Source organism: Amycolatopsis sp. GM8, assembly GCF_021653975.1.
GTDB lineage: Bacteria > Actinomycetota > Actinomycetes > Mycobacteriales > Pseudonocardiaceae > Amycolatopsis_E.
This window is the reverse complement of record NZ_JAJKFK010000006.1, coordinates 186817-212914: the sequence shown is the minus strand read 5'-3', so window position 1 is coordinate 212914 and position 26098 is coordinate 186817. Positions and strand designations below refer to the sequence as shown.

General features: G+C 70.5%; 28 protein-coding genes. 6 read left to right on the top strand and 22 right to left on the bottom strand.

Features of this window, described 5'->3' with window-relative positions; translation table 11 throughout:
- Window positions 1-89 precede the first annotated feature (89 nt).
- Window positions 90-2189, top strand: coding sequence for a transglycosylase domain-containing protein (locus LOZ83_RS27390; protein WP_236794574.1), 2100 nt, complete (start codon window positions 90-92; stop codon window positions 2187-2189).
- Window positions 2190-2196: 7 nt separating this feature from the next.
- Here the strand turns inward: LOZ83_RS27390 and LOZ83_RS27385 are convergent, their stop codons facing one another.
- Window positions 2197-2601 (bottom strand): SsgA family sporulation/cell division regulator, encoded by a 405-nt coding sequence (locus LOZ83_RS27385; protein ID WP_236794573.1) that lies wholly within the window; start codon window positions 2599-2601, stop codon window positions 2197-2199.
- Between the two features lie 137 nt (window positions 2602-2738).
- Between LOZ83_RS27385 and LOZ83_RS27380 the strand changes: the two genes are divergently transcribed.
- Together LOZ83_RS27380 and LOZ83_RS27375 are read left to right on the top strand one after the other, a co-directional pair.
- On the top strand, window positions 2739-4145 hold the full coding sequence (locus LOZ83_RS27380) for a YibE/F family protein (protein WP_236794572.1): 1407 nt from the start codon (window positions 2739-2741) through the stop codon (window positions 4143-4145).
- 37 nt (window positions 4146-4182) lie between these two features.
- The gene (locus tag LOZ83_RS27375; RefSeq protein WP_236794571.1) at window positions 4183-4482 is read left to right on the top strand and encodes a hypothetical protein; all 300 of its coding nucleotides are present in this window, start codon (window positions 4183-4185) and stop codon (window positions 4480-4482) included.
- 18 nt (window positions 4483-4500) lie between these two features.
- Here the strand turns inward: LOZ83_RS27375 and LOZ83_RS27370 are convergent, their stop codons facing one another.
- Window positions 4501-5157, bottom strand: coding sequence for a hypothetical protein (locus tag LOZ83_RS27370; protein ID WP_236794570.1), 657 nt, complete (start codon window positions 5155-5157; stop codon window positions 4501-4503).
- A gap of 198 nt (window positions 5158-5355) precedes the next feature.
- On the opposite strand from LOZ83_RS27370, the gene LOZ83_RS27365 reads away from it, so the two are divergent.
- Window positions 5356-6219, top strand: coding sequence for a peptidylprolyl isomerase (locus tag LOZ83_RS27365; RefSeq protein WP_236794569.1), 864 nt, complete (start codon window positions 5356-5358; stop codon window positions 6217-6219).
- A 44-nt stretch (window positions 6220-6263) separates the two neighbouring features.
- Here LOZ83_RS27365 and LOZ83_RS27360 read toward each other — a convergent pair whose 3' ends face one another.
- The 14 genes from LOZ83_RS27360 to pdxT all read right to left on the bottom strand — a co-directional run bounded on the left by LOZ83_RS27360 (window position 6264) and on the right by pdxT (window position 18580).
- Window positions 6264-7037 carry an enoyl-CoA hydratase/isomerase family protein gene (locus LOZ83_RS27360; protein WP_236794568.1) on the bottom strand — a complete coding sequence of 258 codons (774 nt, stop codon included), beginning with the start codon at window positions 7035-7037 and terminating at the stop codon, window positions 6264-6266.
- Between the two features lie 23 nt (window positions 7038-7060).
- Window positions 7061-9385, bottom strand: coding sequence for a bifunctional (p)ppGpp synthetase/guanosine-3',5'-bis(diphosphate) 3'-pyrophosphohydrolase (locus tag LOZ83_RS27355; protein ID WP_308190314.1), 2325 nt, complete (start codon window positions 9383-9385; stop codon window positions 7061-7063).
- Window positions 9386-9479: 94 nt separating this feature from the next.
- Window positions 9480-9875, bottom strand: coding sequence for a type II toxin-antitoxin system VapC family toxin (locus LOZ83_RS27350; protein WP_236794567.1), 396 nt, complete (start codon window positions 9873-9875; stop codon window positions 9480-9482).
- The gene (locus LOZ83_RS27345) at window positions 9872-10153 is read right to left on the bottom strand and encodes a hypothetical protein (protein ID WP_236794566.1); all 282 of its coding nucleotides are present in this window, start codon (window positions 10151-10153) and stop codon (window positions 9872-9874) included. The genes LOZ83_RS27350 and LOZ83_RS27345 overlap by 4 nt, the downstream gene beginning before the upstream one ends.
- Before the next feature lie 44 nt (window positions 10154-10197).
- The gene (locus tag LOZ83_RS27340) at window positions 10198-10716 is read right to left on the bottom strand and encodes an adenine phosphoribosyltransferase (protein ID WP_236794565.1); all 519 of its coding nucleotides are present in this window, start codon (window positions 10714-10716) and stop codon (window positions 10198-10200) included.
- Window positions 10717-10719: 3 nt separating this feature from the next.
- Window positions 10720-11958: a protein translocase subunit SecF gene (gene secF / locus LOZ83_RS27335; protein WP_236794564.1), complete on the bottom strand. Its 1239-nt coding sequence runs from the start codon at window positions 11956-11958 to the stop codon at window positions 10720-10722.
- A 1-nt stretch (window position 11959) separates the two neighbouring features.
- Window positions 11960-13531, bottom strand: a complete 1572-nt coding sequence (gene secD / locus LOZ83_RS27330; RefSeq protein ID WP_236794563.1) for a protein translocase subunit SecD — start codon at window positions 13529-13531, stop codon at window positions 11960-11962.
- A 145-nt stretch (window positions 13532-13676) separates the two neighbouring features.
- Window positions 13677-14069 carry a preprotein translocase subunit YajC gene (gene yajC / locus LOZ83_RS27325; protein WP_236794562.1) on the bottom strand — a complete coding sequence of 131 codons (393 nt, stop codon included), beginning with the start codon at window positions 14067-14069 and terminating at the stop codon, window positions 13677-13679.
- A gap of 97 nt (window positions 14070-14166) precedes the next feature.
- A complete protein-coding gene (ruvB, locus tag LOZ83_RS27320) occupies window positions 14167-15213 on the bottom strand; it encodes a Holliday junction branch migration DNA helicase RuvB (protein ID WP_374202727.1) in 1047 nt (348 codons plus the stop codon).
- A 24-nt stretch (window positions 15214-15237) separates the two neighbouring features.
- The gene (gene ruvA, locus LOZ83_RS27315; RefSeq protein WP_236794560.1) at window positions 15238-15834 is read right to left on the bottom strand and encodes a Holliday junction branch migration protein RuvA; all 597 of its coding nucleotides are present in this window, start codon (window positions 15832-15834) and stop codon (window positions 15238-15240) included.
- Complete coding sequence (gene ruvC / locus LOZ83_RS27310; protein ID WP_236794559.1) at window positions 15831-16412, bottom strand: crossover junction endodeoxyribonuclease RuvC; 582 nt, start codon at window positions 16410-16412, stop codon at window positions 15831-15833. The genes ruvA and ruvC overlap by 4 nt, the downstream gene beginning before the upstream one ends.
- Before the next feature lie 90 nt (window positions 16413-16502).
- Entirely contained in the window at window positions 16503-17039 is a 537-nt protein-coding gene (locus LOZ83_RS27305; protein WP_236794558.1) for a DUF4262 domain-containing protein, read from the bottom strand.
- A gap of 91 nt (window positions 17040-17130) precedes the next feature.
- Window positions 17131-17886: a YebC/PmpR family DNA-binding transcriptional regulator gene (locus tag LOZ83_RS27300; protein ID WP_236794557.1), complete on the bottom strand. Its 756-nt coding sequence runs from the start codon at window positions 17884-17886 to the stop codon at window positions 17131-17133.
- Window positions 17887-17974: 88 nt separating this feature from the next.
- On the bottom strand, window positions 17975-18580 hold the full coding sequence (pdxT, locus tag LOZ83_RS27295; RefSeq protein ID WP_236794556.1) for a pyridoxal 5'-phosphate synthase glutaminase subunit PdxT: 606 nt from the start codon (window positions 18578-18580) through the stop codon (window positions 17975-17977).
- A gap of 108 nt (window positions 18581-18688) precedes the next feature.
- Here pdxT and LOZ83_RS27290 point away from each other — a divergent pair, with 108 nt between their 5' ends.
- Entirely contained in the window at window positions 18689-18883 is a 195-nt protein-coding gene (locus LOZ83_RS27290; RefSeq protein ID WP_236794555.1) for a hypothetical protein, read from the top strand.
- Window positions 18884-19084: 201 nt separating this feature from the next.
- On the opposite strand, the gene pdxS is transcribed toward LOZ83_RS27290, so the two are convergent.
- Window positions 19085-19999, bottom strand: a complete 915-nt coding sequence (gene pdxS / locus LOZ83_RS27285) for a pyridoxal 5'-phosphate synthase lyase subunit PdxS (protein ID WP_308190312.1) — start codon at window positions 19997-19999, stop codon at window positions 19085-19087.
- 210 nt (window positions 20000-20209) lie between these two features.
- Between pdxS and LOZ83_RS27280 the strand changes: the two genes are divergently transcribed.
- Window positions 20210-22327, top strand: coding sequence for an elongation factor G-like protein EF-G2 (locus LOZ83_RS27280; protein ID WP_236794554.1), 2118 nt, complete (start codon window positions 20210-20212; stop codon window positions 22325-22327).
- Window positions 22328-22385: 58 nt separating this feature from the next.
- Here LOZ83_RS27280 and LOZ83_RS27275 read toward each other — a convergent pair whose 3' ends face one another.
- From LOZ83_RS27275 to pgsA, 5 genes are read right to left on the bottom strand one after another with little or no spacing between them, the layout of a single operon-like run.
- Window positions 22386-22850 carry an XdhC family protein gene (locus LOZ83_RS27275; RefSeq protein ID WP_236794553.1) on the bottom strand — a complete coding sequence of 155 codons (465 nt, stop codon included), beginning with the start codon at window positions 22848-22850 and terminating at the stop codon, window positions 22386-22388.
- Between the two features lie 10 nt (window positions 22851-22860).
- On the bottom strand, window positions 22861-23355 hold the full coding sequence (locus tag LOZ83_RS27270) for an NUDIX hydrolase (protein WP_236794552.1): 495 nt from the start codon (window positions 23353-23355) through the stop codon (window positions 22861-22863).
- The gene (locus LOZ83_RS27265) at window positions 23352-24494 is read right to left on the bottom strand and encodes a glycosyltransferase family 4 protein (RefSeq protein ID WP_236794551.1); all 1143 of its coding nucleotides are present in this window, start codon (window positions 24492-24494) and stop codon (window positions 23352-23354) included. Before LOZ83_RS27265 ends, LOZ83_RS27270 begins: the two co-directional genes overlap by 4 nt.
- Complete coding sequence (locus LOZ83_RS27260; RefSeq protein WP_236794550.1) at window positions 24491-25414, bottom strand: phosphatidylinositol mannoside acyltransferase; 924 nt, start codon at window positions 25412-25414, stop codon at window positions 24491-24493. The genes LOZ83_RS27265 and LOZ83_RS27260 overlap by 4 nt, the downstream gene beginning before the upstream one ends.
- Entirely contained in the window at window positions 25411-26022 is a 612-nt protein-coding gene (gene pgsA, locus LOZ83_RS27255; RefSeq protein WP_236794549.1) for a phosphatidylinositol phosphate synthase, read from the bottom strand. Before pgsA ends, LOZ83_RS27260 begins: the two co-directional genes overlap by 4 nt.
- Between the last annotated feature and the right edge of the window lie 76 nt (window positions 26023-26098).

Sequence of the window (26098 nt, the reverse complement as noted above, 5' to 3'; positions counted from 1 at the left end):
TTCCGTCGGAAATTCAAAGGAAAACCATCGAATGGTAATGGGAAAACCCACAACAGTGGTCTCACCGAATACTGACTATCGTCGGCTGGGTGCAGCTTTCCCGTAATGTGCCCAGATTCCTCGGTTCGTGCGCGCTCGCCGGTGTGCTGGTGGCCGGTGTGCTGGCGCCGATCGCGATGGGCGCCGGCGTCCTGTCGAACCAGGTGAGCGACTCGGTCGACTCGATCTCCGCCTCGCTGGCCACGAGCGAGCAGCCGCTCGTCACCACGGTCACCGACCGGGCCGGCAACCCGATCGCGACGCTTTTCGACCAATACCGGCTTCCCGTCACGTATGACCAGATCGCGCCGACGATGACCGCCGCGATCGTGTCGGTGGAGGACCGCCGGTTCTGGAGCGAGGGCGGCGTGGACCCGAAGGGCATGGTGCGCGCGGCGCTGCACGACAGCTCGGGTGGCAGCACCCAGGGCGGGTCGACGATCACCCAGCAGTACGTGAAGAACTACCTGATCAACGTCGTGGACCGGACGAACAAGGCGGCCCAGTTCTCCGACCGCGCGGACACCCTCGCGCGCAAGCTGCGCGAGGCGAAGATCGCGGTACAGCTGGGCCAGACTCAGTCCAAACAGGACATCATCACCGGCTACCTGGACGTGGTCGAGTTCGCCGGGAACGTCTACGGCGTCGGCGCCGCCGCGCAGGCGTACTTCCACACCACGCCGGACAAGCTGAACGTGCAGCAGGCGGCGCTGCTCGCGGGCATGGTGAACAACCCGAACCTGTACAACCCGTACACGCATCCGCAGCAGGCACTGCAACGGCGCAACACGGTCATCGACGACATGGTGACCAACCGGATGCTCGCCGCGCCGGACGCCGCGATCGCCGAGGCGAGCCCGCTCGGCGTGGTCGACAATGGTCCGGACATCCCGTCGAGCAGCTGCCTCGGCGCGCCCGCGGACGCCGGATTCTTCTGTGCCTACGCGGAAAGCTACCTGCAGCAGGCCGGGTTCAGCGCCGACCGGCTGGAGACCGGCGGCTACACGATCAGGACCACGATGGACCCGGTGGTCAGCCAGACCGTCAAGAACGCGGTCGACGCCAACGTGCCGACCACCCAGGACGGGGTCGCGAACACCTTCGCGGTGATCTCGCCGGGCCAGAACACCCACGAGGTGCTCGCCATGGTCGCGAACCGGAACTACGGCACGGATCCCGCGCAGGGCGAGACGTCGACGAACATCGTTTCGGGCGCCGGCAACGTGTTCGGCGCCGGTTCGTCGTTCAAGATCTTCACCTCGGCGGCGGCGCTGGAGGCCGGCAAGGCGGGGCTCGACACTCCCCTGCCGAACCCCGGCGGGCAGTGCTTCACCCAGCCCGGCGCGAACCGGTACACCCCGCCGTACTGCATCCAGAACGACGGGACCTACGGCGACCCGATCTCATTGCGCGACGGGCTCGCCACCTCGCCGAACGTCGCCTTCGTCAACCTGGAGCAGGAGGTCGGCCTGCCGGCGGTGCTCGACATGGCGCGCCGGCTGGGGCTGCGGAACACGCTCAACACCAACGATGCCGGCGCCACGCCGGACCCGAAATCGTCGAGCACGCAGTACAACGAGCCGCAGTCGCAGTACTTCCAGAACAAGCTGTCCTTCACACTGGGCGACAGCCCGGTGAGCCCGCTGGAAATGGCGAACGTGTCTGCGACGCTGATGAGCGGGGGCATGTGGTGCCCGCCGAACCCGATCCTGTCGGTCACCGACCGGTTCGGCAAGCCGGTGCCGGTCAAGCAGCAGGGCTGCGAGCAGGTCGTGCCGCCGGGCCTGGCGAACAGCCTCGAAGCCGGCCTGAGCCAGGACACCATCACCGGCACCTCGGCGCAGGCGGCCCGCGCGGCGGGCTGGGGGCACCAGGACATCGGCAAGACCGGGACGACGCAGCAGAGCGAGTCGGTCGCGTTCGTCGGCGGGGTCGACAACTACGCCGTGTCGTCCATGGTGTTCGCCGACGGCCCGCACCCCGCCGAGATCTGCCCCGGCACCCCGGTGCACCTCGGCAGCTGCGGGCACGGCGCGTTCGGTGGCACGGTGGCCGCGCCGCCGTACTTCCACGCGTTCAGCCAGCTGCTCGCCGGCAAGCCGGACACCGGGATCCCGCAGCCGGACCCGGCGTATCTCAACGCCCGCTGAGCTCCGGTCAGACCTCGATGATCTGGGCGATGAACGCGTCGATGTCGAGCAGTTCGGTCTCGGTGCCGGGTGCCACGACCTGGCAGGTGGCGTCGACGAACTTCTCGACGTCCCGGCGGCGGATCTCGACGATGGCGTACCCGTCCGGCGATTCCAGCTCGATCACCAGGATCTCGTCGGTGAACGCGAGGTCCGGGCGGACGCGCACGTCGCCGAGCCCGGCGGGCACCTCGAGCCCTTCGATGAGCAGGTCCCTGGCGAAACTCCAGTCGATCCACTCGCCGCGCTGCGTGCGGAAGGCGAGGGTGACGACATAGGGGTCGCCGGCGACATAGGTCCACCGCGAGAACACGGGGGTGCCAAATCCGTTGAGGGTCACGAACTGGTGCTGTTCCACGAGGTCGGTGTGCACGGCTGTCCTCCCCTGCTACTTCACCTTTCAGCGAGAAGACGCCCGAAGGTCCGTGACGTTACGCGGATTCCGGTCACAAGTTCGCACGCGCCCGACCCGGCGGCGGGCGGGCCGGAAACGATGGGCACGATAGCGCGGTGGCACGTGACGACCTTTCCGACGCCGAAACCGGCCCGATCCGCCGGATCACGGACGACCCGCCGCGCGCCCGCAAGCCCGCGCCGAAGGCGAATCCGCCCGCACGGCGACGTGCGCCCACCGGACACGGACACGGGCACGGCCACGGCCACGGCCCGGCGGCGCCCGCGTCCCGCCGGGTGCGCCTGCTGCTGATCTGGCTGCTGGCGCCGATCGCCGTCGCCGCGCTGGCCGGCCTGCTCGTGCTGTACCCGTGGGGCACGGCGAAGCCCACCGCCAGCTACCAGCAGGGCCAGCCGGTGCACGGCACCATCACGACCGCGCTGAGCGGCCCGTGCCTCGCGCCCGGCCAGGTGCACGTCGGCGACCAGGGCACGCCGGACGAGCCGGACCAGAAACCCTGCCTGACCACGGACGTCCAGCTCACCGACGGTGCCGCGGCCGGGCGTTCCATCAAGCTCATCGTGCCGATCGAGCCCAGCACGCCACGGTTCAGCGCCGGGGACAAGGTGGTGCTGGCCTACAACGGCGGCGACACGAAGGACTCGAACTCCTACCAGATCGTCGACTTCCAGCGGGGCCTGCCGCTCGCGCTGCTGGCCGCGCTGTTCGCGATCGCCGTGGTGGTGCTCGGGCGCTGGCAGGGCCTGGCCGCGCTCGGCGCGCTGGTGATGAGCTTCGTCGTACTGGTGCTGTTCGTGCTGCCCGCGATCCTGGCCGGCGAGGACCCGTTGCTGGTGGCGATCACCGGGTCAGGGGTGATCATGTTCATCGCGCTGTACGTGACGCACGGGCTGTCCGCGCGGACCTCGGTCGCGGTGCTCGGCACGATGGTCAGCCTCGCGCTCATCGGCCTGCTGTCGGTGGTCTTCTCCGCCGCGGCCTCGCTGACCGGGCTCGACGACAGCACGTCCAACCTCATCGGTTCGCTCGGCCACGGCATCGACGCGCGGGGCCTGCTGCTCGCCGGGATCGTGATCGGCGCCCTCGGGGTGCTCGACGACGTGACCGTGACGCAGACGAGCGCCGTCTGGGAGCTGCGCCGGGCGAACCCGGACCTCGGCTGGCAGGAGCTGTACCGGGCGGGCCTGCGGATCGGCAGGGACCACGTGGGCTCGGCGGTCAACACGCTCGTCATGGCCTATGCCGGCGCGGCGCTGCCGGTGCTGCTCTACTCGTCGCTCTCCGGCATCGGGCTCGGTGCGATCCTCGGCTCGCAGGACATCGCTGAGGAGATCGTCCGCACGCTGGCCGGCAGCGTCGGTATCGTCGCCGCCGTCCCGGTGACCACGATCGTCGCGGCCCTCATCGCGAGCCGCGAAACCGTTCCCAGTGACCACAGGAGTCACAGGAGTACACGCAAGCCACAGGTCAAGGCCCCGGTGTCGCCGCAACGGGAATCGTGAGGTACGAAGTCCGGAAGCGAACAGGAGGGATCTCGCGATGGATCTCGCACTGCCGCGCCGGCTGTCCCGCGTCGCCCGGACCATGTTCAAGGCCGTGCAGAGCCTGCCCCGGCTGACGATCGTGCTGACCGATCTCGGGGACACGGTGAAGCAGATCGAACGGCTCGCCACCTTCGCCGCGCAAGAACTGCCGGAGGTCGTGTACCAGCTCGAGAAGGTCCGGGACCAGCTGGCGGAGATCGAACGCCGGCTGGCGGCCGCGCCGTCCCGGGAGGCCGACGCCGCGATCAGCCCGGCGCGGCGCCGGGATCCTCGCCGCGCCGCCACGCCCGGCTGACGATCCCGGCCCGGCGCGTCAGTCGAGGTGCGCGACGAACCGGCTGACGGCGTCCATCGTGAACCGTTGCGCCAGCCGGCCCGCCGGGGCCGCCGAGGCGAGCCGGTAGAGCGGGCGGTCGGCCGCACCGTCCCCGCGGGCCTCGGACTTCAGTTGCGCGACCAGCAGTTCCGAGAAGACCATGCCGTTGGCCTCGATGTTGTTCATCAGCGCGTTCGCCAGCCTGCGCAACGCCAGCACGCCCAGCTCACGCCCGCCGGTGCCCGCGTACACCGCCAGGTCGATCTTCACGACCTTGCCGCGCTGGCCGGCGTTGAGCAGCAGGCTCACCGTCCGCATCCCGCGCACGTCGCTCACCAGCAGGTCGATCCGGCTCGCTTCGACGACGCTCACCCGTCGCGTGCGCCAGGTGCGCACCAGCACCGTGCTGCCTTCGAGCCAGAGGCGCCGTCGCGCCGCGTACAGCACGACGTACACCAGCGGCAGCGCGACGACCGCCGCGACGATCAGGCCGGGCAGCTGGCCGCCGATCAGCCCGGCGATGCCGCCGAACGCGGCCGCGACCAGCACGGCCCCGATCAGTCCCGACACCAGCCGCCGGCGGCGCAGCCGGGGGTCTTCCTGGTGCAGTGGCAGGCGTTCCGGTTCGGCGGCGGGTGTGTTCGGCTCGGTCACCGGGCCACCGCCACAGGCACGAACCAGTAACGATTCGCCCGGAAAACGCCGGCGACGAATCCGACGACGAGCACGAAAAGCACCTCCAGTAAGTCCGGCGCGTTCACCCTAACCGGACCTGTACGGGGTTCTCACAGGCTGTGCCCATAGACTGCCGCCACCCGATCGGTGACGACGAACAGATTCTGGAGGGGGCAGGTGGCGACCAACCAGCAACGCCGTGAGGCCGCGAAGCGCAAACTCGAACGGCAGCTCGTCCGCCGTGCCGAGCGCGCGCGCCGGCGCAAGATCATCGGCGTCGGAGCGACCGTGGGCGTGGTTGTGGTGGTCGCCGGGCTGGTCGTGTTCTTCGTGACGCGAGGCGACGACGGCTCGACCCCCGCCGCGTCGCCGACGAGCGCGCCCGAGAGCAGCCCCATCCAGATCCCGACCCAGCGGGTGACCGAGGCGAAGCGGGCCACCCCGCTGCCGAACCCGACGACGTGCGACTACCCCGCCGCGGCGGCCGACCAGCAGGGCGCGAAGAAGGCGACCGTGCCCGACGGCAAGAACGTCCCGTCGACCGGCACCGTCAACGTCACGCTGAAGACCACCGTCGGCGACATCCCGCTGACGCTGGACCGCGCGCTCGCCCCGTGCACCGTGAACAGCTTCGTGAGTCTGATCAACCAGGGCTTCTACACCGACACCTCCTGCCACCGCCTCGGCACCGAGGGGCTGCAGATCCTGCAGTGCGGCGACCCGACCGGGACCGGCATGGGCGGTCCCGGCTACACCATCCCGGACGAGGCCTTCCCGCAGCTGACCTACGGCCGCGGCATCCTCGCGATGGCGAAGACGTCGCAGCCCAACAGTGGTGGCAGCCAGTTCTTCATGGTGTACGGCGACGCGCAGCTCGACCCGGACTACACCGTGTTCGGGTCCATTTCGGACACCGGGCTGCAGGCGCTGGACAAGGTCGCCCGCGACGGCGTCGACCCGGCTTCCGCCGCACAGAGCCAGGACGGCACCGGCGCGCCGAAGACCCCGGTCAAGTTCACCGGCGCCACCGTCGCCGCCTGACCCGCGAGTCCCCGTTCCGCACGCGGAGCGGGGACTCGCGCGCGTCAGCGGTAGGGGAACTCCGGGGTGCGCCGTTCCAGGAAGGCCGAGACGCCTTCGGCGTAGTCCTCGCCGTGCACCGCGGCCAACCGGATCTCCTCGATCTCGGCGTCGGTTTCCGTTTGCCCGGTCAGAATCTTCTCGATGACCCGGTTCATGCCGCGGATCGAGGCCTGCGAGCGCGAGCACAGGGTCGCGACGAACGCCGCTACCTCGTCCTCCAGCGAGCCGAAGACGTCGTTGACCAACCCGATCTCCGACGCCCGCGCCGCGCCGATCAGCTGACCGGACAACAAGAAGTACCGCGCGTGCGCCGGCCCGATCAGGGACACGAGCTGCCGGGTCGACCGGAAGTCGTAGACGATCCCGAGCTTCGCCGGGGTGATCCCGAACCGCGAATCCGGTGCGGCGAAACGGAAATCGCACGCGACGGAGACCTGGCAGCCACCACCGATGCAGTTACCGCGGATCATCGCCACGCTCGGCTTCCGCATCCCGGCGAGCGCCGAAACCGCACCGTCGACGACCTTGTCGTAGGCCGCCGCGCCGTCCGCGCTCGCTCGCAGCGTCCGGAACTCGCCGATGTCCGCGCCGGCCGAGAAATCCCCGCCCGCGCCGGTGATCAGCAGCACCTTCAGGTCCGGATCGGACTCGACCCGTGCGACGTACTCCGGGATCGCCGACCACATCTCGTGCGTGATCGCGTTCTTCTTCTCCGGCCGCGTGAAGGTCAGCTTCCCGACCTCGCCGTCCCGCGCGAACTCCAGCCCTGATGCCATAGACGGCACCCTAGCCGGATCGATCAGGACGCCGACGTGACGCGATACACGTCGTAGACGCCCTCGACGCCGCGGACGACCTTGAGCACGTGCCCGAGGTGCTTCGGATCGCCCATCTCGAACGCGAACCGGCTCACCGCGACCCGGTCCCGTGACGTGGTGACCGACGCGGACAGGATGTTGACCTTCTCGTCCGCCAGCACCTTCGTCACGTCCGACAGCAGGCGGTGCCGGTCGAGCGCCTCGACCTGGATGGACACCAGGAACACCGAGTTCTCCGACGGCGCCCACTCGACCTCGACCAGCCGCTCCGGCTGGTTGCGCAGGTCCTCGGCGTTGGTGCAGTCGGTGCGGTGCACGCTCACGCCACCGCCGCGCGTGACGAAGCCGAGGATCTCGTCGCCGGGCACCGGGGTGCAGCAGCGCGCCAGCTTGGCCCACACGTCGCTGGCGCCCTTGACCACGACACCCACGTCGTTCGAGCCGCGCCGCCGGTGCACGGTGGACGGGGTGGACCGGGCGGCCAGTTCCTCCTCGGCCTCCTCGACCCCGCCGATCAGCGCGACCAGCCGTTGCACGACGTGCTTGGCGCTGGTGTGGCTCTCGCCGACCGCGGCGTAGAGCGAGCTGATGTCCGGGTGCCGCAACTCCGCCGCGAGCGCGCCCATGGACTCCGCGTTGACCAGGCGCTGGATGGGCAGCCCGATCTTGCGGATCTCCTTGGTGATCGCCTCTTTGCCCGCCTCGATCGCCTCGTCTCGGCGCTCCTTGGCGAACCACTGCCGGATCTTCGCGCGCGCCTTGGGCGAGCGGGCGAACGTCAGCCAGTCCCGGCTGGGCCCGGCGTTCTCCGCCTTGGACGTGAAGATCTCGACCACGTCGCCGTTCTCGAGCTTGCGTTCGAGCGCCACGAGCCGGCCGTTGACGCGGGCGCCGATGCAGCGGTGCCCGACCTCGGTGTGCACGGCGTAGGCGAAGTCCACCGGCGTGCCGCCGACGGGCAGCGTGACCACGTCTCCCTTGGGCGTGAACACGAAGATCTCGCGGGCGGCGAGCTCGTAGCGCAGCGAGTCGAGGAACTCCCCCGGGTCCGCCGCCTCACGCTGCCAGTCGAGCAGCTGCCGCATCCACGCCATCTCGTCGATGTCGACCGCGTGCGCGGTCGCGTTGCTGTGGGTGCCGCGGGTCTCCTTGTAGCGCCAGTGCGCCGCGATGCCGTACTCGGCGGTGTTGTGCATCTCGTAGGTGCGGATCTGCACCTCGAGCGGCTTGCCGTCCGGCCCGATCACCGTGGTGTGCAGTGACTGGTACACGCCGAACCGCGGCTGCGCGATGTAGTCCTTGAACCGGCCGGGCATCGGCTGCCACAACGCGTGCACCACGCCCATCGCCGCGTAGCAGTCGCGCACGTCCTCGACCAGGATCCGCACGCCGACGAGGTCGTGGATGTCGTCGAGATCGCGGCCGCGGACGATCATCTTCTGGTTGATCGAGTAGTAGTGCTTCGGCCTGCCCTCGACCTTCGCGGTGATCCGCGAGTTGGTCAGGCTCAGGTTCAGCTCGTCGATCACCTTGCGCAGATAGATGTCCCGCGACGGGGCGCGGTCGGCGACCAGGCGCACGATCTCGTCGTACTTCTTGGGCTGCAGGATCGCGAACGCGAGGTCCTCCAGCTCCCATTTGACGGTGGCCATGCCGAGCCGGTGCGCCAGCGGGGCGAGCACCTCGAGGGTCTCTTTCGCTTTGCGGGCCTGCTTTTCCGGCGGCAGGAAGCGCATCGTGCGCATGTTGTGCAGCCGGTCGGCGAGCTTGATGACGAGCACCCGCGGGTCGCGCGCCATCGCGATGACCATCTTGCGGATGGTCTCGGCCTCCGCGGCGGTGCCGAGCTTGACCTTGTCCAGTTTGGTCACACCGTCGACGAGCTGGGCGACCTTGTCGCCGAAGTCCTCGGCCAGCTGTTCCAGCGAATAGCCGGTGTCCTCCACCGTGTCGTGCAGCAGCGCGGCCACCAGCGTGACGGTGTCCATGCCCAGCTCGGCGAGGATCGTGGCGACGGCGAGGGGATGGGTGATGTACGGGTCGCCGGACTTGCGCCGCTGGTCGCGGTGCAGCTCCTCGGCGACGTCGTAGGCACGCTGCAGCAGGCTGAGATCGGCGTTCGGGTGCAGCTCGCGGTGGATCGCGGCGAGCGGTTCGAGTACCTGCTTGACCGAAGCCGCGCGCTGGGCGGTGATCCGCCGCGCGAGCCGGGCCCGGACGCGCCGCGTGGCCGACGGTGCCCTGGTCGCACCCTGGTGCGTCAACGCGTTGTCGGCGGGCGCCCCGGAATCGAGTTCCTGGCTCACCCCCACCTCCTGCTCCTCGCGGTGACCCTCTGGAACAACAAGCGTAACCCGCCTGGGCCGGATGGGTTCGTGCTCCCCGCGCGTCCGGCGGGATTCAGCCGAGGATCTTGACGGGGCAGGCGATCCCGGGCGCCCGGGCCAGCCGGTCGTCCGCGGTCAGCAGCCCGCACTCGTACGCCTCGGCGGCCGCGACGTACGCGGCGTCGTAGCTGGTGAGGTTGTCGCGCAGCTCCCACATCCGCGGCAGCAGGACCCGGGTCTGCGGGACCATGACCCGCAGGCTCGCCAGGCCCTCGACCGCCTCGGCGGCGTGGTCCGCGCAGATCTTCCCGCCGAGCAGATTGCCGCGGATGATCGACAGCACCTCGACCGTCCAGTGTTCGGGGGCGATCCACCGGTCGTCCGCCGCGAGCAGGTCACGGCACTGGTTACCGGTCGCGCCTTCGTCGAGCAGCGCGTACCCGAGCGCCGACGCGTCGACGACGATCATTCGCTCTCCGGCCTGGTTTCGGGCCACTCGTCCCGGATCGTCTCGTCCCGGGCGGCCCTGGCCTGGTGCAGCGGCGACAGGATGTCCGCACGGGTCAGCCGGGTGCCGTGCCGGCCCTCGCCGAACCGGCGCAGCACGGCCAGGTTGTCCTGCCGCCGGACTTCGTCACTGACCAGGTCCAGCAGATACGACTGCAAGGACAGCCCCCTTTCCCTGGCGAGCTCGGCGAGCCTCGCTCGCACCGGTTCCGGCACATCGCGGATCTGCAAAGCCGTCACGAGATCATGCTACCGGATCCGCATGCGTGAGTGCATGCGCTCGATCAGGTGGCCTGCAGTGAGTGCACGCGGCGGCCGGCGAGGGTCGCCCGGCCGGGCAGGGCCGCCAGCTCCAGCACGACCGAAACCCCCGACACCACCGCACCGGCCTGTTCCAGCAGCTGGCAGGCGGCGTTGACGGTGCCGCCGGTGGCGAGCACGTCGTCGACGACCGCGACCCGTGCCTGCGGCGGGACGACGTGCTCCGGCAGTTCCAGCGTCGCGGTGCCGTACTCCAGGGCATAGTCCACCCGGGCCGCGACCGACGGCAGCTTGCCGGGCTTGCGCACCAGCACCACACCCAGCCCGCGGGCGTAGCCGACGGCCGCGGCGAGCATGAACCCACGCGCCTCCACCGCGGCCAGCAGATCGACCTCGGGATCCACCGTCGCCGCGAGGGCCTCGGCGACGGTCCGGAACCCCTCGCCGTGCGCGAACAGCGGCGAGAGATCCCGGAACAGCACACCGGGCTCGGGAAAGTCGGGGACCTCGGCGATCAGGCCGAGCGCGGCGTCGAGGTCCACGGCTCAGCGCTTCCGCTTGCCGGAGGGACGTCCCCGGCGAGGCTGTTGTGGCCGGGTGCCCTTCGGGGTGCGGGCCGGCACGCTGGCCGCGGCCGCGTATGCCTTTTCCTTGCGCAGCTCGGCGGCGAGCGAGTCGTCGTCGGAGGCGTCGAAGTCGTCCTCGCCGTGGGCTTCGCGGTCGGCGGCCTTGCGGGCGAGGTTCGCCCGGCGGGCCCGGACGCGTTCGGCCTGCTGCTTGTACCTCGGGTCGCGCATCTTGAAGTCGACCAGCAGCGGGGTGGCCAGGAACAGCGACGACAGCACACCGGCGAGCATGCCGGTCAGCTGGACGAGCGCGAGGTCCTGCAGGGTGCCCGAGCCGAGCAGGATGTACCCGACGACCAGCAGGCCCAGCACCGGCAGCAGCGCGATGACCGAGGTGTTGATCGACCGCATCAGCGTCTGGTTCAGCGCCAGGTTCGCCGTCTCGGCATAGGTGCGGCGGGTCAGCCCGAGCAGGCCGCGCGAGTTCTCCTTGACCTTGTCGAACACGACCACCGTGTCGTACAGGGAGAAGCCGAGGATCGTCAGCAGGCCGATCACGGTCGCCGGGGTCACCTCGAAGCCCACCAGCGAATAGATCCCCGCGGTGACCACGATGTCGTGCACCAGTGAGATCAGCGCGGCCAGCGCCATCCAGCGTTCGAAGTAGATCGCCAGGAAGATCGTCACCAGGACGATGAACACCCCGAGCGCGATCAGGGCCTGCCGGGAGATCTCCCCGCCCCACGACGCGCTGACCGCGCTGTCGCTGATCGCCTGCACACTCGGCTGCCCGTTCGACCCGATCGGCTGCAGCTCGCTGAACAGCGCGTCCTTGACCTTCGACACGTCGGACTCGGCCAGCGTCTCCGAGCGCAGCTGCACGGTCGCCGCATTGCCCACGCCGACCGTCTGCGCCGAGGCCGCCTGCCTGCCGAGCGCGTCCGCGTAGACCTGCTTGGCCTGGTCCGCGGTGATCGTGCCGTGCACACCGTGCGCGGGCAGCTGGATCTGGGTGCCGCCCTCGAACTCGATACCCCAGTTGAAGCCGCGGGCCCCGATCGAGGCGATGCACACGAGCACCAGCGCGCCGAAGAAGATGTACCAGCGCCGGCGCTTGCCGATGATGTCGAACGCGCCCGTGCCGACGTACAGCCGGTGGAAGACGCTGCCCCGCTTACCCTGCTCCGTGGCCGCGGGCGTGCTCTGCTCGCTGGTCACCTCACGCCTCCTTCGTGGCCGCGGCGGCCGCTTTGCGTGCGCTCCGGCGCTCGTCGGCGAGATGCTGCACGCCACCGAGCCCGGTCAGCTTGGGGTTGGACAGGGACTTGGACCGCGACGCCAGCGCCACCAGCGGATGGGTCACCAGGAACACCACGACCAGGTCCAGCACGGTCGACATGCCGAGGGTGAACGCGAAGCCCTGCACGTCCCCGACCGCGATCGCGTACAGCACCGCCGAGGCCAGGAACAGGATCGCGTCCGAGGCCAGGATCGTGCGCCGCGCCCGCGTCCAGCCGCGCGGTACCGCGGAGCGGAACGAGCGGCCCTCGCGTATCTCGTCCTTCAACCGTTCGAAGAACACCACGAAGGAGTCCGCGGTGACACCGATGGCGATGATGAACCCGGCGACACCGGCCAGGTCCAGGGTGAACCCGATCCACCGCCCGAGCAGCACCAGCACCGCGTACACGACCAGCCCGGACAGAGCCAGGGACACGATGGTCAGCGCGCCCAGCAGGCGGTAGTAGAACAGGCAGTACACGAACACCAGCGCCAGCCCGACACCGCCGGCGATCAGCCCGGCCTCCAGCGAGGCCAGCCCCAGCGTCGCGGACACCGTGGTGGCGTCCGACGAGGTGAACGACAGTGGCAGCGACCCGTACTTGAGGATGTCCGCCAGGTCCTTGGTCTGCTGCTGGGTGAACTGGCCGCTGATCTGGGTGTTGCCGTCGACGATCGCGCTCTGGATCGTCGGCGCGGACACCACCTGGGTGTCCAGCACGAACGCGGCCCGCTGCTGGATGTTCTTGGTGGTGAAGTCCGCCCAGATCTGCCGGCCCGCCGACTTGAACGTCAGGTCCACCGTCCAGCCCGGCTTGTTCTGCGCCGGCGGCGAGGCCACCGCGCTGTCGATCTCGGTGCCCTGCAGGAAGACCGGGCCCAGCAGGTACTTCTCGGTGCCGTCCTGGTTGCACGCCAGCAGCGGCGCGTTGGGATCATCGTTGCCGCGCAACGGATCCTGCGCCGAGCAGGTGAACGCGGCCAGCGTCTGCTGCGCGGTGGCCGACTCCGCGAGGCTGTCCCCGGAACCGGTGACCAGCGCGGGATCCTGCCGGGTCGCCTTCGCCTGCTGGATCTGCTGCGGTGACTGCTCGTCGGCCGACGGCGCCGCCGGGGTGGGCGGCGCGGTGGCCTGCTGCGCGTCGAGGACCTTGCGGAAGCCGAGCTTCGCGGTCTGGCCGAGCTTCTTGGCCTGGTCGCCCTGCTCGCCCGGCACCGTGATCACGATGTTGTTGCCGTCCAGGACGACTTCGGTACCGCTCACCCCGATGCCGTTGACCCGCTTCTCGATGATCTGGCGGGCCTGGTTCAGCGAGTCCTTCGACGGCGCCGAGCCGTCCGGGGTCCGCGCGGTCAGCGTCACGCGCGTGCCGCCCTGCAGGTCGATCCCCAGCTTGGGCGCCGGCTTCCCGCCGCCGGTGAAGAACACCAGCGCGTAGAGCACGACCACGATCAGTGCGAACAAGCCGAGATAGCGTCCCGGGCGGATCCGCCCGGCGGGTGGTGCCACGGTGGTCGTTCTCCTCGGGACTGGTCAGAACTCGGGCTGGTGGCCCGTTGCCGGCATCGAAACAGTACTCGGTGCGGCGTGAGCGCAGCGTTGTCCCCCCGGCGCCGCCTCAGGGCGCCAGGGGTGCCGATCTTGGCAGAGCCTTTTACTTCTTGCCGTGCTCGAGCGGCGGCGCGATCTGCGGGCCGGCCTTCTCCTCGGCCGGGGTCTCGTCGACCTCGTCGACGTCGACCGGAGCGGACTCGCCGGGGGTCTCCTCGAACTCCTCGTCGACCGCCGGCGCGACCTTCTCCCGCACCGCCTGGCGCAGCCAGGTGGTCACCACACCCGGCGCGATCTCGACATCGATCGTGGTGTCATCACTCGTGTCGGCCACGGTGCCGTACATGCCGGAGGTCGTCATCACGCGGTCGCCCTCGGACAGGCTGGACTGCAGGTTCTTCTGCTCCTGCGCGGCGCGCTTCTGCTTCCGGCTGCCCATGACCAGGGGGATGGCCACCACCAGTATGAGGAGCAACGGCAGGAAAAGCTGGTTCATGATTCTCCATTCGGTGCACGGGGCTCGCGCACCTCATTTGTCCGGATGTGCTCTTTCGAGTGTGCCAGGTGCCACCACGGTTCTCACCAGTGGCGTGCTAATCGAACAGCGCCGACTGGTCCGAACGGCCGTAGTCCGTGGGCGGACGGAGGCCGAGATGCTCCCACGCGGTCGCGGTGGCCACCCGTCCCCGTGGAGTCCGGGCGAGCATACCCGCGCGTACCAGATACGGTTCGCAGACCTCTTCCACCGTGGTCGGCTCCTCACCCACGGCGACCGCCAGGGTGGACACCCCGACAGGCCCGCCGCCGAACGAGTTGACCAGCGCGCCGAGCACCGCGCGGTCGAGCCGGTCCAGCCCCAGCTCGTCCACGTCGTAGACCTCGAGCGCGGCCCGGGTGACCTCGAGCGTGATGTGCCCGTCGGCCCTGACCTCGGCATAGTCGCGCACGCGGCGGAGCAGGCGGTTCGCGATCCGCGGTGTGCCGCGCGAGCGGCGGGCGATCTCCGCGCTGCTCTCCGCGTCGATCCCGATGCCCAGGATCGAGGCAGCCCGGCGGACCACCAGGTCGAGCTCCTCGTCGGCGTAGAACTCCATCTGGCCGGTGAAGCCGAACCGGTCGCGCAGCGGGCCGGTCAGCGCGCCGGACCGGGTGGTGGCCCCGACCAGCGTAAACGGCGCGATCTCGAGCGGGATGCTGGTCGCGCCCGGGCCCTTGCCGACCACGACGTCGACGCGGAAGTCCTCCATCGCGAGGTACAGCATCTCCTCGGCGGGGCGGGCGATCCGGTGGATCTCATCGATGAACAGCACGTCGCCCTCGACGAGGTTGGACAGCATCGCGGCCAGGTCCCCGGCACGCTCCAGCGCCGGGCCCGAGGTGATCCGGATCGACGCGTCCAGCTCGGCGGCGATGATCATCGCGAGGCTCGTCTTGCCCAGCCCGGGCGGGCCGGACAGCAGCACGTGATCGGGCGGGACGCCGCGGCGGCGGGCGCTCTCCAGCACCAGTTCGAGCTGCTCGCGGACCCGAGGCTGGCCGACGAACTCGGCCAGCTTGCGCGGCCGCAGCGTCGTCTCGACCTCGCGCTCGCCGGTCTGCGGCAGCGCCGAGAGGGTCTCGTCGGCCTCGAATTCGGTCACGTTGTCATCGTGCACGCCCGGGGCCTATCGCTTGCGGCCGAGGGTGGTCAGTGCCGCGCGCAACAGCGTCGAGGTGTCCGCCTCTTCGGCACCGGCCAGCACCTTCTCGACCGCCTGTTCCGCCTGCTTGAGCGGGAAGCCGAGCCCGGTGAGCGCTTCGGTGACCTCCGCCCGGACGGCCGAACCGGCGGCGGGCATCGCCTCCGTGCCGGTGCCGGCGGCCGCGGTGACCTTGTCGCGCAGCTCCAGCGACAGCCGTTCGGCGCCCTTGCGGCCGATGCCGGGGACCTGGGTGAGCACGGTGATGTTGCCTTCGGCGAGCGCGGTGCGCAGCTTGTCGGGGTCGAGCACGGCCAGCGCGGCGAGCGCAAGCCGCGGGCCGATGCCGGACACGGTCTGCAGCAGCGTGAACAGCTCGCGGGCCTCGGCGTCGGCGAAGCCGAACAGCGTCAGGGAGTCCTCGCGGACGACGAGTGCGGTGTGCAGCCGGGTCTGCTCGCCGCGGCGCAGCGTCGCGAGCGTGGACGGCGTGGCCTGTACCGCGAGGCCGACCCCGCCCACCTCGACGACCACATGGTCCAGCCCGACCGACAGCACCTCTCCGCGCACCGACGAGATCATCGCGCCGCTCCCTTCTGTGCCTGCCTGGCCGCCGCCGCGAGCCGGGCCCGGTGCTTCTTCGCCAGCTCGGCGGCCCGCGCCTCGGCCTCGGCGAGCCGGGCGCGCATCGGTTCGCGCCACAGGTGGCAGATCGCCAGCCCCAGCGCGTCCGCCGCGTCCGCCGGGCTCGGCATCTCCGCCAGCCCCAGCAACCTGGTCACCATAGCGGTGACCTGCGCCTTGTCCGCCCGGCCGGACCCGGTGACGGCGGCCTTCATCTCACTCGGCGTGTGGAACACGACCGGCAGGCCGCGGCGGGCGGCGGACAGTGCCACCACTCCCCCGGCCTGCGCCGTGCCCATCACCGTGCGCACGTTGTGCTGGCTGAACACTCGCTCCACCGCGACGGCTTCGGGCCGGTAGCGGTCGAGCCACTCGTCCACGGCCTCGGCGATGCGCAGCAGCCTCGTCGCGAGCGCCGCGTCGGGCGGCGTGCGCACCACGTCGACCGCGACGCAGCTGACCGTGCGCCCGGTGCCGCCGTCGACCACCCCGAGCCCGCACCGCGTCAGCCCCGGGTCGACACCCAGCACCCGCATGATCCGCCCTTCCGTCCGAACACCAGTTCGGAGGTTACCGGGCGGGTGGCCGATCGCCGGGCAGGACGCGCCGTGCCGGCGGAATGTCCACTATGGACCGTCGACGCCGGGGGTCCAGCTCTCGGGACGGCCGGAGTCGGTCAGCACGGGCTGCCACTGCGCGAAACCCTCGGGCGCGTCCGCGTCCCACGGCCATTTGCGTTCCTCGGGGGTGGCCACGATGATCTGCAGCGCGGGGAAGTCGCCGTCCGGGTACACGAGGAAGGCGCTGCCGAAGTACTCCGGGTAATGCCCGGGATTCACCCGTTCGAAGGTAACCGGCACGCCGTCGAAGAAGTCGTCGCAGATCTGGCCGGGGGTGAACGCGCCGCCGGTGGCCGCGCGGTCCACATAGGCGTCGAGCAGGACCTGCGCCATCTGCTCCGGCAGCCCGACGACGACCGCCTCGGGGATCTGGTGCATGGCCCACACGCAGGCGGTGAAGCAGTAACCGGATCCGTTGGCGTCACGGGGAACCGAGATGACCGCGTTTCCTCTGCGCTCGGCTTCCGAGACGATCCACTCGAGAAGCTCGTGATCTTCGGGGGCGAGCACCCCGGGAGTCGTCTCGGTCGTCACGGCCGTCATTGTGCCGGATCGGCTCGCATGCGGACAGTAGTGGCACGTAAAAAATCCCGGCATGCCAGGCACACCGGGATTTTTCCGCGAATCTTTTCGCTCAGCCGACTTCGGCGAGTACCTCGTCCGAGACATCGAAGTTCGCGTAAACGTTCTGCACGTCGTCACAATCTTCGAGGGCGTCGATCAGTTTGAAGACCTTCTTCGCGCCTTCGGCGTCCAACGGCACGTTCACCGACGGCAGGAAGCTCGCCTCCGCGGACTCGTAGTCGAATCCGGCGTCCTGCAAGGCTTTCCGCACCCCGACGAGATCGGTGGCCTCGGAAACGATCTCGAAGCTGTCGCCGAGGTCGTTGACCTCCTCCGCGCCCGCGTCGAGGACGGCCATCAGCACGTCGTCCTCGGCGAGGTCATTCTTCGGCATGATCACGACGCCCTTGCGGTTGAACAGGTACGCCACCGAGCCCGGGTCGGCCAGCGAACCGCCGTTGCGGCTCAGCGCGGTGCGAACCTCCGAGGCGGCACGGTTGCGGTTGTCGGTGAGGCACTCGATGAGCACCGCGACCCCGCTCGGGCCGTAACCCTCGTAGTTGATCGTCTGCCAGTCGGCGCCGCCGGCCTCTTCACCGGCGCCGCGCTTGCGGGCACGCTCGATGTTGTCCTGCGGGACCGAGTTCCGCTTCGCCTTCTGGATGGCGTCGTAGAGCGTCGGGTTGCCGTCCGGGTCGCCACCGCCGGTACCGGTCCGCGCGGCGACTTCGATGTTCTTGATCAGTCTCGCGAACAGCTTGCCACGCTTGGCATCGACGGCGGCCTTCTTGTGCTTAGTGGTCGCCCACTTGGAGTGGCCGCTCATCTCTCCTCCGTACTGTCGTCATGATGGAGGCTTAGTGGCCGCCACTGTGACATCCCAAACCGGGAGTGGCCGCTCATCTCTCCTCCATCTACGTCGTTTCCCGCACCATCCCCACGAAGAGTCGGTGCACGCGCTCGTCCCCCGTGAGCTCCGGGTGAAAGGCGGTGGCGAGCACCGGTCCTTGCCGGATCGCGACGATCCTAGCCGTCCCGTCCCCGGCCACGGCCGTGTGAGCCAGTATGTCGACCCCGTCGCCGGCCTTCTCCACCCAGGGGGCCCGGATGAACACGGCGTGCACGGGCCCGCCGTCGAGGCCGGCGAAGTCCAGGTCGGCCTCGAACGAGTCGACCTGCCTGCCGAACGCGTTGCGCCGCACGACGACGTCCAGCCCGTCGAGTTGCCGCTGGTCGGGCCGCCCGTCGAGGACCTGGCGGGCCAGCAGGATCATCCCGGCGCAGGACCCGTAGACCGGCAGCCCGGCGGCGATCGTCTCGCGCAGCGGTTCCAGGAGTTCGAACGTCCCGAGCAGGCGCGACATCGTGGTCGACTCGCCGCCCGGCAGCACCAGTCCGTCCACCTCGGCCAGCTCCGCCGCCCGCCGCACCGGCGTGGCCCGCGCCCCGGCGCGCTCCAGCAGAGCCGCGTGCTCACGCACGTCGCCCTGCAACGCCAGGATCCCGATCCGCGGTTCCATCCGACCTCCTCAGTCCACTCTAAGCTGCGGTTTCACACCGCGTCGCACCGCGACACGGACGCACAACGACGCGGTTTCCTGTCGGTGCCGGGCGCTAGCCTTGACGCCATGACCGATGGCGGCCCCTTCGACTTCGAGGCGTACCTCGACCGCCAGCGAACCGAGTCCGCAGGCGGTCCGACGATGGCGGAGATCCTCGACGACATGGATCGGTATCGCGCCGACGGCCTCCCGGGCGACCTCATCGTCGAATCGCTTCGTGCCAGCCGCGATGAACGCGAAACCCAGCTGGACGGCGCATGACCGGCAAACGCCACGACCTCGAGGCAGATCTCGAACGCCAGTGGGCCGAGTTCGCCGATGGCCCGAGCGTGGCCGAATTCCTCGAGCGGGCCGAAGCGCCGGGCGGACGGCGTGCCTCGCGAGATCATCGCCGCCACCGTCCGAGAGGACCGGGACACCTGAACATCGAACTCGCCGTCGTGAACGTCGGACTCGCGCGGGTTACCAGCCGCGGTCGGCGAGGCGGTGGGGTTCGGGGACGTCGTCCACGTTGATGCCGACCATGGCCTCACCCAGGCCGCGCGAGAACTTGGCGATCAGGTCCGGGTCGTCGTGGAACGTGGTGGCCTTGACGATCGCCTCGGCGCGTTTCGCCGGGTCGCCCGACTTGAAGATGCCCGAGCCCACGAACACGCCTTCCGCGCCGAGCTGCATCATCATCGCCGCGTCGGCCGGGGTCGCGATACCGCCGGCGGTGAACAGCACGACCGGCAGCTTCCCCCGCTCGGCCACCTCGCGCACCAGCTCGTACGGCGCCTGCAGCTCCTTCGCCGCGACGTACAGCTCGTCCTCCGGCAGCGACGTGAGCCGCTTGATCTCGGCGCGGATCTGGCGCATGTGCGTGGTCGCGTTCGACACGTCGCCGGTGCCGGCCTCGCCCTTCGAGCGGATCATCGCGGCGCCCTCGTTGATCCGCCGCAGCGCCTCGCCCAGGTTCGTCGCCCCGCACACGAACGGCACGGTGAACGCCCACTTGTCGATGTGGTTGGCGTAGTCGGCCGGCGTGAGCACCTCGGACTCGTCGACGTAGTCCACCCCGAGCGCCTGCAGCACCCGCGCCTCGACGAAGTGCCCGATCCGCGCCTTCGCCATCACCGGGATCGACACCGCCTCGATGATGCCGTCGATCAGGTCCGGGTCGCTCATCCGCGCCACCCCGCCCTGCGCGCGGATGTCGGCCGGCACCCGCTCCAGCGCCATCACGGCCACCGCGCCCGCGTCCTCGGCGATCTTCGCCTGCTCGGCGGTGACCACGTCCATGATCACGCCACCCTTGAGCATCTCCGCCATCCCGCGCTTGACGCGCGCGGTGCCACGCTCGGACTCATGCGAACCAGAGGACTGAACTTCGGACACGACCACGCCTTTCGAATGGGGTACACGTCCAGTTTAGAACCAGGTGGACCGCTTCCCCAGGCCAGTAAGCCACGATTCCGGAAGGCCACTTTCGCCACCGGGACCGGCAGACGGGTGTCCTGGTGGACACGGGGTTGCCGGGGCGTGTCCGACGGGTGTGTGATCGAAGGCACACCATGAACAGACGCCGAAGTCCCGGGGAGGCCTGCCATGCCCGAAAAGCAGTCCAGAAACGGTGATGCCGGGGCCGCGGTCGCTGTAGACGACCCCCGCATGCTGCGCAATGTCGTCCTGGTCGGCCCATCGGGTTCCGGCAAGACCACTCTCACCGAGGCCCTGCTCGCGGTTTCCGGCACCGTGAGCAGGGCCGGTTCCGTCGTGGAGGGCACCACGGTCTGCGACCACGACCCGGCCGCGGTCCGCCAGCAGCGGTCGGTGGGCCTGTCGGTGGCGCCGGTCCTGCACCACGGCGTCAAGATCAACCTCATCGACACCCCCGGCTACGCGGACTTCGTCGGCGAGCTGCGCGCCGGGCTGCGCGCCGCCGACGCGGCCCTGTTCGTCGTGTGCGCGGCCGAGGGCGTGGACCCTGCGACGGTCACACTGTGGGAGGAGTGCGCCGCGGTCGGCATGCCGCGCGCGGTGGTCATCGCGCGGACCGACCACCACCGCGCCGACGTGATGACCGAGATCGCCGCGTGCCAGGAGGCGTTCGGCGCCGGGGTGCTGCCGCTGTACCTGCCTTCGAGCGGGAACGGACCGGGCCTGGTCGGGCTGATCACGCAGCGGCGCTACGACTACTCGCAGGGCTATCCGCCGGCGCTCGCCGAGCCCGACCCGGCGGACCTGGACCGGATGGCCGAAGCCCGCAACGAGCTGATCGAGGGGATCATCGCCGAGAGCGAGGACGAGGGTCTGATGGACCGCTACCTCGCGGGTGAGGAGATCCCCGAGGCGACGTTGATCTCGGACCTGGAGATCGCGGTCGCGGGCGGCACCCTGCACCCCGTCATCCCGGTGTGCGCGACCAGCGGCCTCGGCCTCGCCGAGGTGCTCGACGGGATCGCCCGCGCGTTCCCGTCCCCGCTGGAGCATCCGGTGCCGGAGGTCAGCGCGGTCGACGGCCGCCCGCACGACGGGTTGCGCGCGGACCCGGGCGGGCCACTGGCCGCGGAGGTCGTGCGCACCGCGGTGGACTCCTACGTCGGGCGGGTGTCGCTGGTGCGCGTCTTCTCGGGCACGCTGCGGCCGGAGAAGCCCGTGCACGTGTCCGGGCACGGGCTCGCCGAACGCGGCCACGAGGACCACGACGCCGACGAACGGGTCGCGCACCTGTACTCACCGCTGGGCGCGAACCTGCGCGAAGTGCCCTACTGCGTGGCCGGCGACCTGTGCGCGCTCACCAAGATCGGCTCGGCGGAGACCGGCGACACCGTGTCCTCGCCGGACGACCCGGTGCTGATGCGGCCGTGGACGATGCCCGAGCCGCTGCTGCCGGTGGCGATCGTCGCGCACAACCGCAGTGACGAGGACACGTTGGCGCGCAACCTTTCCCGGCTCGTCGCGGGTGATCCGACGCTGCGGCTGGAACGCAACGCCGAAACCGGCCAGCTGGTGCTGTGGTGCATGGGCGAGGCGCACGCGGACGTCGTGCTGTCCCGGTTGCGGGCGGGCGGCGCGGAGGTCGACACCGAGCCGGTGAAGATCAGCCTCCGCGAGACGTTCGTGAGCCCGGCGAAGGGCCACGGCCGGCATGTGAAGCAGTCCGGCGGGCACGGTCAGTACGCGGTGTGCGACATCCAGGTCGAGCCGCTCCCGCGTGGCAGTGGTTTCGAGTTCGTGGACCGGATCGTCGGCGGCGCGGTGCCGCACCAGTTCATCCCGAGCGTGGAGAAGGGCGTGCGCGCGCAGCTGGCCCGCGGGCTGGCGACCGGGAACCCGGTGGTGGACATCCGGGTGACGCTCGTCGACGGCAAGGCGCACAGTGTCGACTCGTCCGACGCGGCGTTCCAGACGGCCGGTGCGATGGCGCTCAAGGATGCCGCCGCGGCGGGCCGGATCTCGTTGCTGGAGCCGGTGGACGAGGTGACCGTGCTGCTGCCGGACGACCACCTGGGCACGGTGCTCGGCGACCTGTCGTCGCGCCGCGGGCGGGTGCTCGGCACCGAGACGGCACACGGCGGGCGGACGCTCGTGCGCGCCGAAGTCCCGGCAACGGAACTGCTGCGGTACGCGACGGACCTGCGCTCACTCACGTCGGGTACGGCGACCTTCACCCGCCGGCACGCCCGGTTCGACCCGATGCCCGAAGGAGTCAAAACCGGCTAGCCGCGTCGAACTCGCGAGCAGGAGTGTCGGACTCGGCGTCTCGAGTGTCGGACTCGCGTTAGAAGAAGCCGCCGGCTCGGCCGTTGCGGTCGGCGAGCAGCCCGGCGAGGGTGGCGATCGCGATTTCCGGCGGGGTGCGGGACCCGATGTTGAGCCCGATCGGCCGGTGCACCCGGTCGATCCGCTCGGGCGCCACGCCGAGCTGTTTGAGCGCCTCGACATGCGGGCCGGGGTGGCGCGGGTTACCCATCACGCCGATCCAGCGGACCGGGTACTCGAGGACGTCGCGCAGCACCTCGCCGAGTTCGTCGCGGTGGTGGTCGGTGACGACCACGTCCGCGGTGCGATCGAGCGCGGGCAGCTCGCCGTCCTTCGGGTCGTGCAGCACCGTGCGATAGCCCAGGTCACTGCCGTACTTGAGCAGGTAGTCGGCGACGGGCGTGGCGAACACCGCCACCAGGGTGCGGGTCTCGGTCTCCGCCTCGGCTTCGCCGTGCGCGACCGCGCAGGAAGGGTCGGTCATAGGCCCCAAGCTACAGCTCGGGTTCCACGATTTCGAAGTACTCCGGTCGCGGTGCCGTGCCGGCCAGCTTGAAGTAGCGCACTTTTCGCCGGCGCCGCAAGGCAAGCGTGTCGCGCACGGCGTCGTTGTGCACGTGCCGGGCGATCACGACGCGCTGTTCGGCGTCGGCCAGCTCGTCGGCCAGCCGCGGCGGCAGCTGCTCGCGCCGGACCGTGGCCAGCAGTTTGGTCAGCTCGTTCTCCGCGGCCTCGCGTTCGGACCGCCGCGCGGTTTCGGCGGTGTCGGCGGCCTGCAGCACCGCCGTGGCCTCCGCGCTGAGCGGCGCGCCCGCGGCGACGGTCCGGGCGACCACCGCGCGCCGGGCGAGCGCCGCGTCCAGCGCCGCCCAGCCCGCGTCCAGCCGGATGTGCAGGCGATCGAGCCGGTTCGCCGTCGCCACCAGGAAGAGCCCGCCGAACAGGATGATCGCGGCGAGAACCACAAGCAGGACAACGAAAACGCTCATTGCGGCAGTTCCTCGTGCGCGCTGACCCGGCGCGGGTCGGCCGCCACCGCGATCTCGTACACGCGCAGCACCTGCGTCACCACGACCGGCCAGTCGTACATGGCGACCCGCTCCCCCGCCGCCGCGGCGAGCGAGCCGCGGCGCGCGGGATCGTGCAGCAGCTCCCGCAGGGCATCGGCCAGCGCGCCCGCGTCACCGGGTTCGGTCAGCACCCCGGCGCGGCCGTCGTCGAGCACGCGGCGGAACGAGTCGAGCCCGCTCGCGGCAACCGCGGTGCCCGCGGCCATCGCCTCGGTCAGGATCATGCCGAAGCTCTCGCCGCCGAGGTTCGGCGCGCAGTAGACGTCCACGCTCCGCAGCGCGCGGGCCTTCGTCGCGTCGTCCACCTGGCCCAGCAGGTCGATGTGCGGTGCGAGGTCCGGCCCGGCCATCCGCCGCAGCTCCTCCGGCTCGCCACGGCCGACGACCAGAATTCGCAGCTCCGGGAACTCCGGCAGGATCCGGCGCGCGGCCGCCAGCAGGACGTCCATCCCCTTACGGGGTTCGGTGAACCGGCCGACGAAACCGAGCGTGCCGCCCGCGCGCGGGTAACCGTCCAAAGGGGACGCCCGGGTGAACAGGTCCACGTCGACCCCGTTCGGGATCTCCACCGCGTCCCCGCCCGCGTGCTCGACCTGGACCCGCCGCGCGAGCGCGGACACCGCGATCCGGGCGGTGATCTTCTCCAGCAGCGGCCGCAGCACGGGCTGGAACGCCGAAAGCGTGCGCGAGCGCGGGGTCGAGGTGTGGAAGGTCGCCACGATCGGCCCGTCGGCGACCTTCAGCGCGAGCAGCGACAGGCTCGGCACGACCGGCTCATGCAGGTGCAGCACGTCGAAACCGCCGTCGCGCAGCCACCGGCGCACGCGCGCGTAGGACACCGGGCCGAACTGCAGCCGCGCGACCGAGCCGTTGTACGGGATGCCGAGCGCCTTGCCCGCCGGATGCACGAACGCGGGCAGGTCCGCGTCCTCGTCGGCCGGGGCGAGCACGGACACCTCGTGGCCGCGCGCGATGAGCGCCTTCGCGAGGTCCACCACGTGCCCCTGCACCCCGCCGGGGACGTCGAACGAATAGGGACAGACGATGCCGATCTTCACCCGGTCGCCGCCTCCTCCGCGACGGCGGGTGCGGGCTCGTCGAGGTCGGCGGTCCACAGCTTCTGCAGCATGTGCCAGTCCGCGGGATGCGCCGCGATGTCCCCGGCGAAGATGTCCGCCGTCGCCTGGACCGCGGCGGGGACCTCGCTCCGCGAGGTGACGCGGATGCGCGGGTGGATCCGCGTGCCCCAGCCGTCGTCGGTGAACCAGCAGCCGGCCGGCAGCAGCGCGGCGCCCGTGCTCAGCGCGAGCCGGGCGGCACCGGCGGGCATCGTCGTGCGCTCACCGAAGAACTCCACGGGCACCCCGGATCCCGTGAGGTCGCGGTCACCGACGAGACACACCACCTTGTTCTCCCGCAATCGCCGCAGCAGCAACCGGAACGAGCCGGTGCCACCGGACGCCGGCAGGATCTCGAACCCGAGCGATTCGCGGAACGCCACGAACCGGCGGTACACCGAGTCCGGTCGCAGGCGCTCCACCACGGTCGTGAACGAGCCGGCGTAGCCGACCAGCCACAGGCCCGCGACATCCCAGTTTCCCATGTGCGGCAACACGACCACGGCACCGTTGCCCTCCCCCAGCGCGGCGTCGAGGTTCTCCATACCGGTGAGCGCGCTCTGGAACCGGCCGCGCACGGAATTCACGTCCATTGTGGGCAGCCGGAACGCTTCCTGCCAGTAGCGGGCGTAGGAGCGCATGGCCTGCCGGGTCAGCTCGTCCAGTTCCTGCGCGCCCGCCTGCGGCACCACCCGCGCGAGATTGCGGCGCAGCTGCAGCACGCCGGGACCGCGGCGGCGGGTGGCGAAGTCCGCCGCCAGCCCGAACGCGGCGGTGGCCAGCCCGGCGGGCAGCCGCCGGACCAGCCGCCAGCCCGCGGCGTAAGCGAGATCGCTCGCGTGCTGGGACAGGCTACTCACGGATTCGCCCCCCGGGCGGACGCGGCGAGCGAGAGCAGGCGCTGCACCAGGGTCACCGCGGACAGCACCAGGAGCAGCCACTGGGTGCCCTCGACCAGGTACGGCACGCCGAAGCCCTGCAGCCCGGTCCCGACGAGCGCGATGATGAGTCGCTCGGCGCGCTCGATCAGCCCGCCGTCTGCCGCCAGCCCGACCGCCTCGGCGCGTGCCTTGACGTACGAGATGACCTGGCCGAGCACGAGACAGCCGAGCGTCGCGCCGGCGGCACGCAGGTTGCCCCAGTCGACGAAGCACCACCAGGCGATGCACGCGAACAGCACGCCGTCGACCAGCCGGTCGCAGGTCGCGTCGAGGGCGGCGCCGAACGGGGTGCCGTGCCCGCGGGCGCGCGCGATCGCGCCGTCGACCAGGTCCAGCATCGCGAAACCCCACACCGTGAACGTGCCCCACAGCAGCAGCCCGGCCGGGAAGAACCCGATGGCGGACGCGATGGCGCCGACCGTGCCCAGCACCGTCATGACGTTCGGGGTGACGCCGGCGCGCAGCAGCACCTTGGCGAGCGGGTCGAGGGCGCGGGACACCGAGGCGCGCGCGAAGATGTTCAGCATCAGATCTGTACAGACGGTGCGGGCTTGCTCATCGCTGTCAATATCACCTGGGTGCGGGATGGGGATCGTTCCAGCG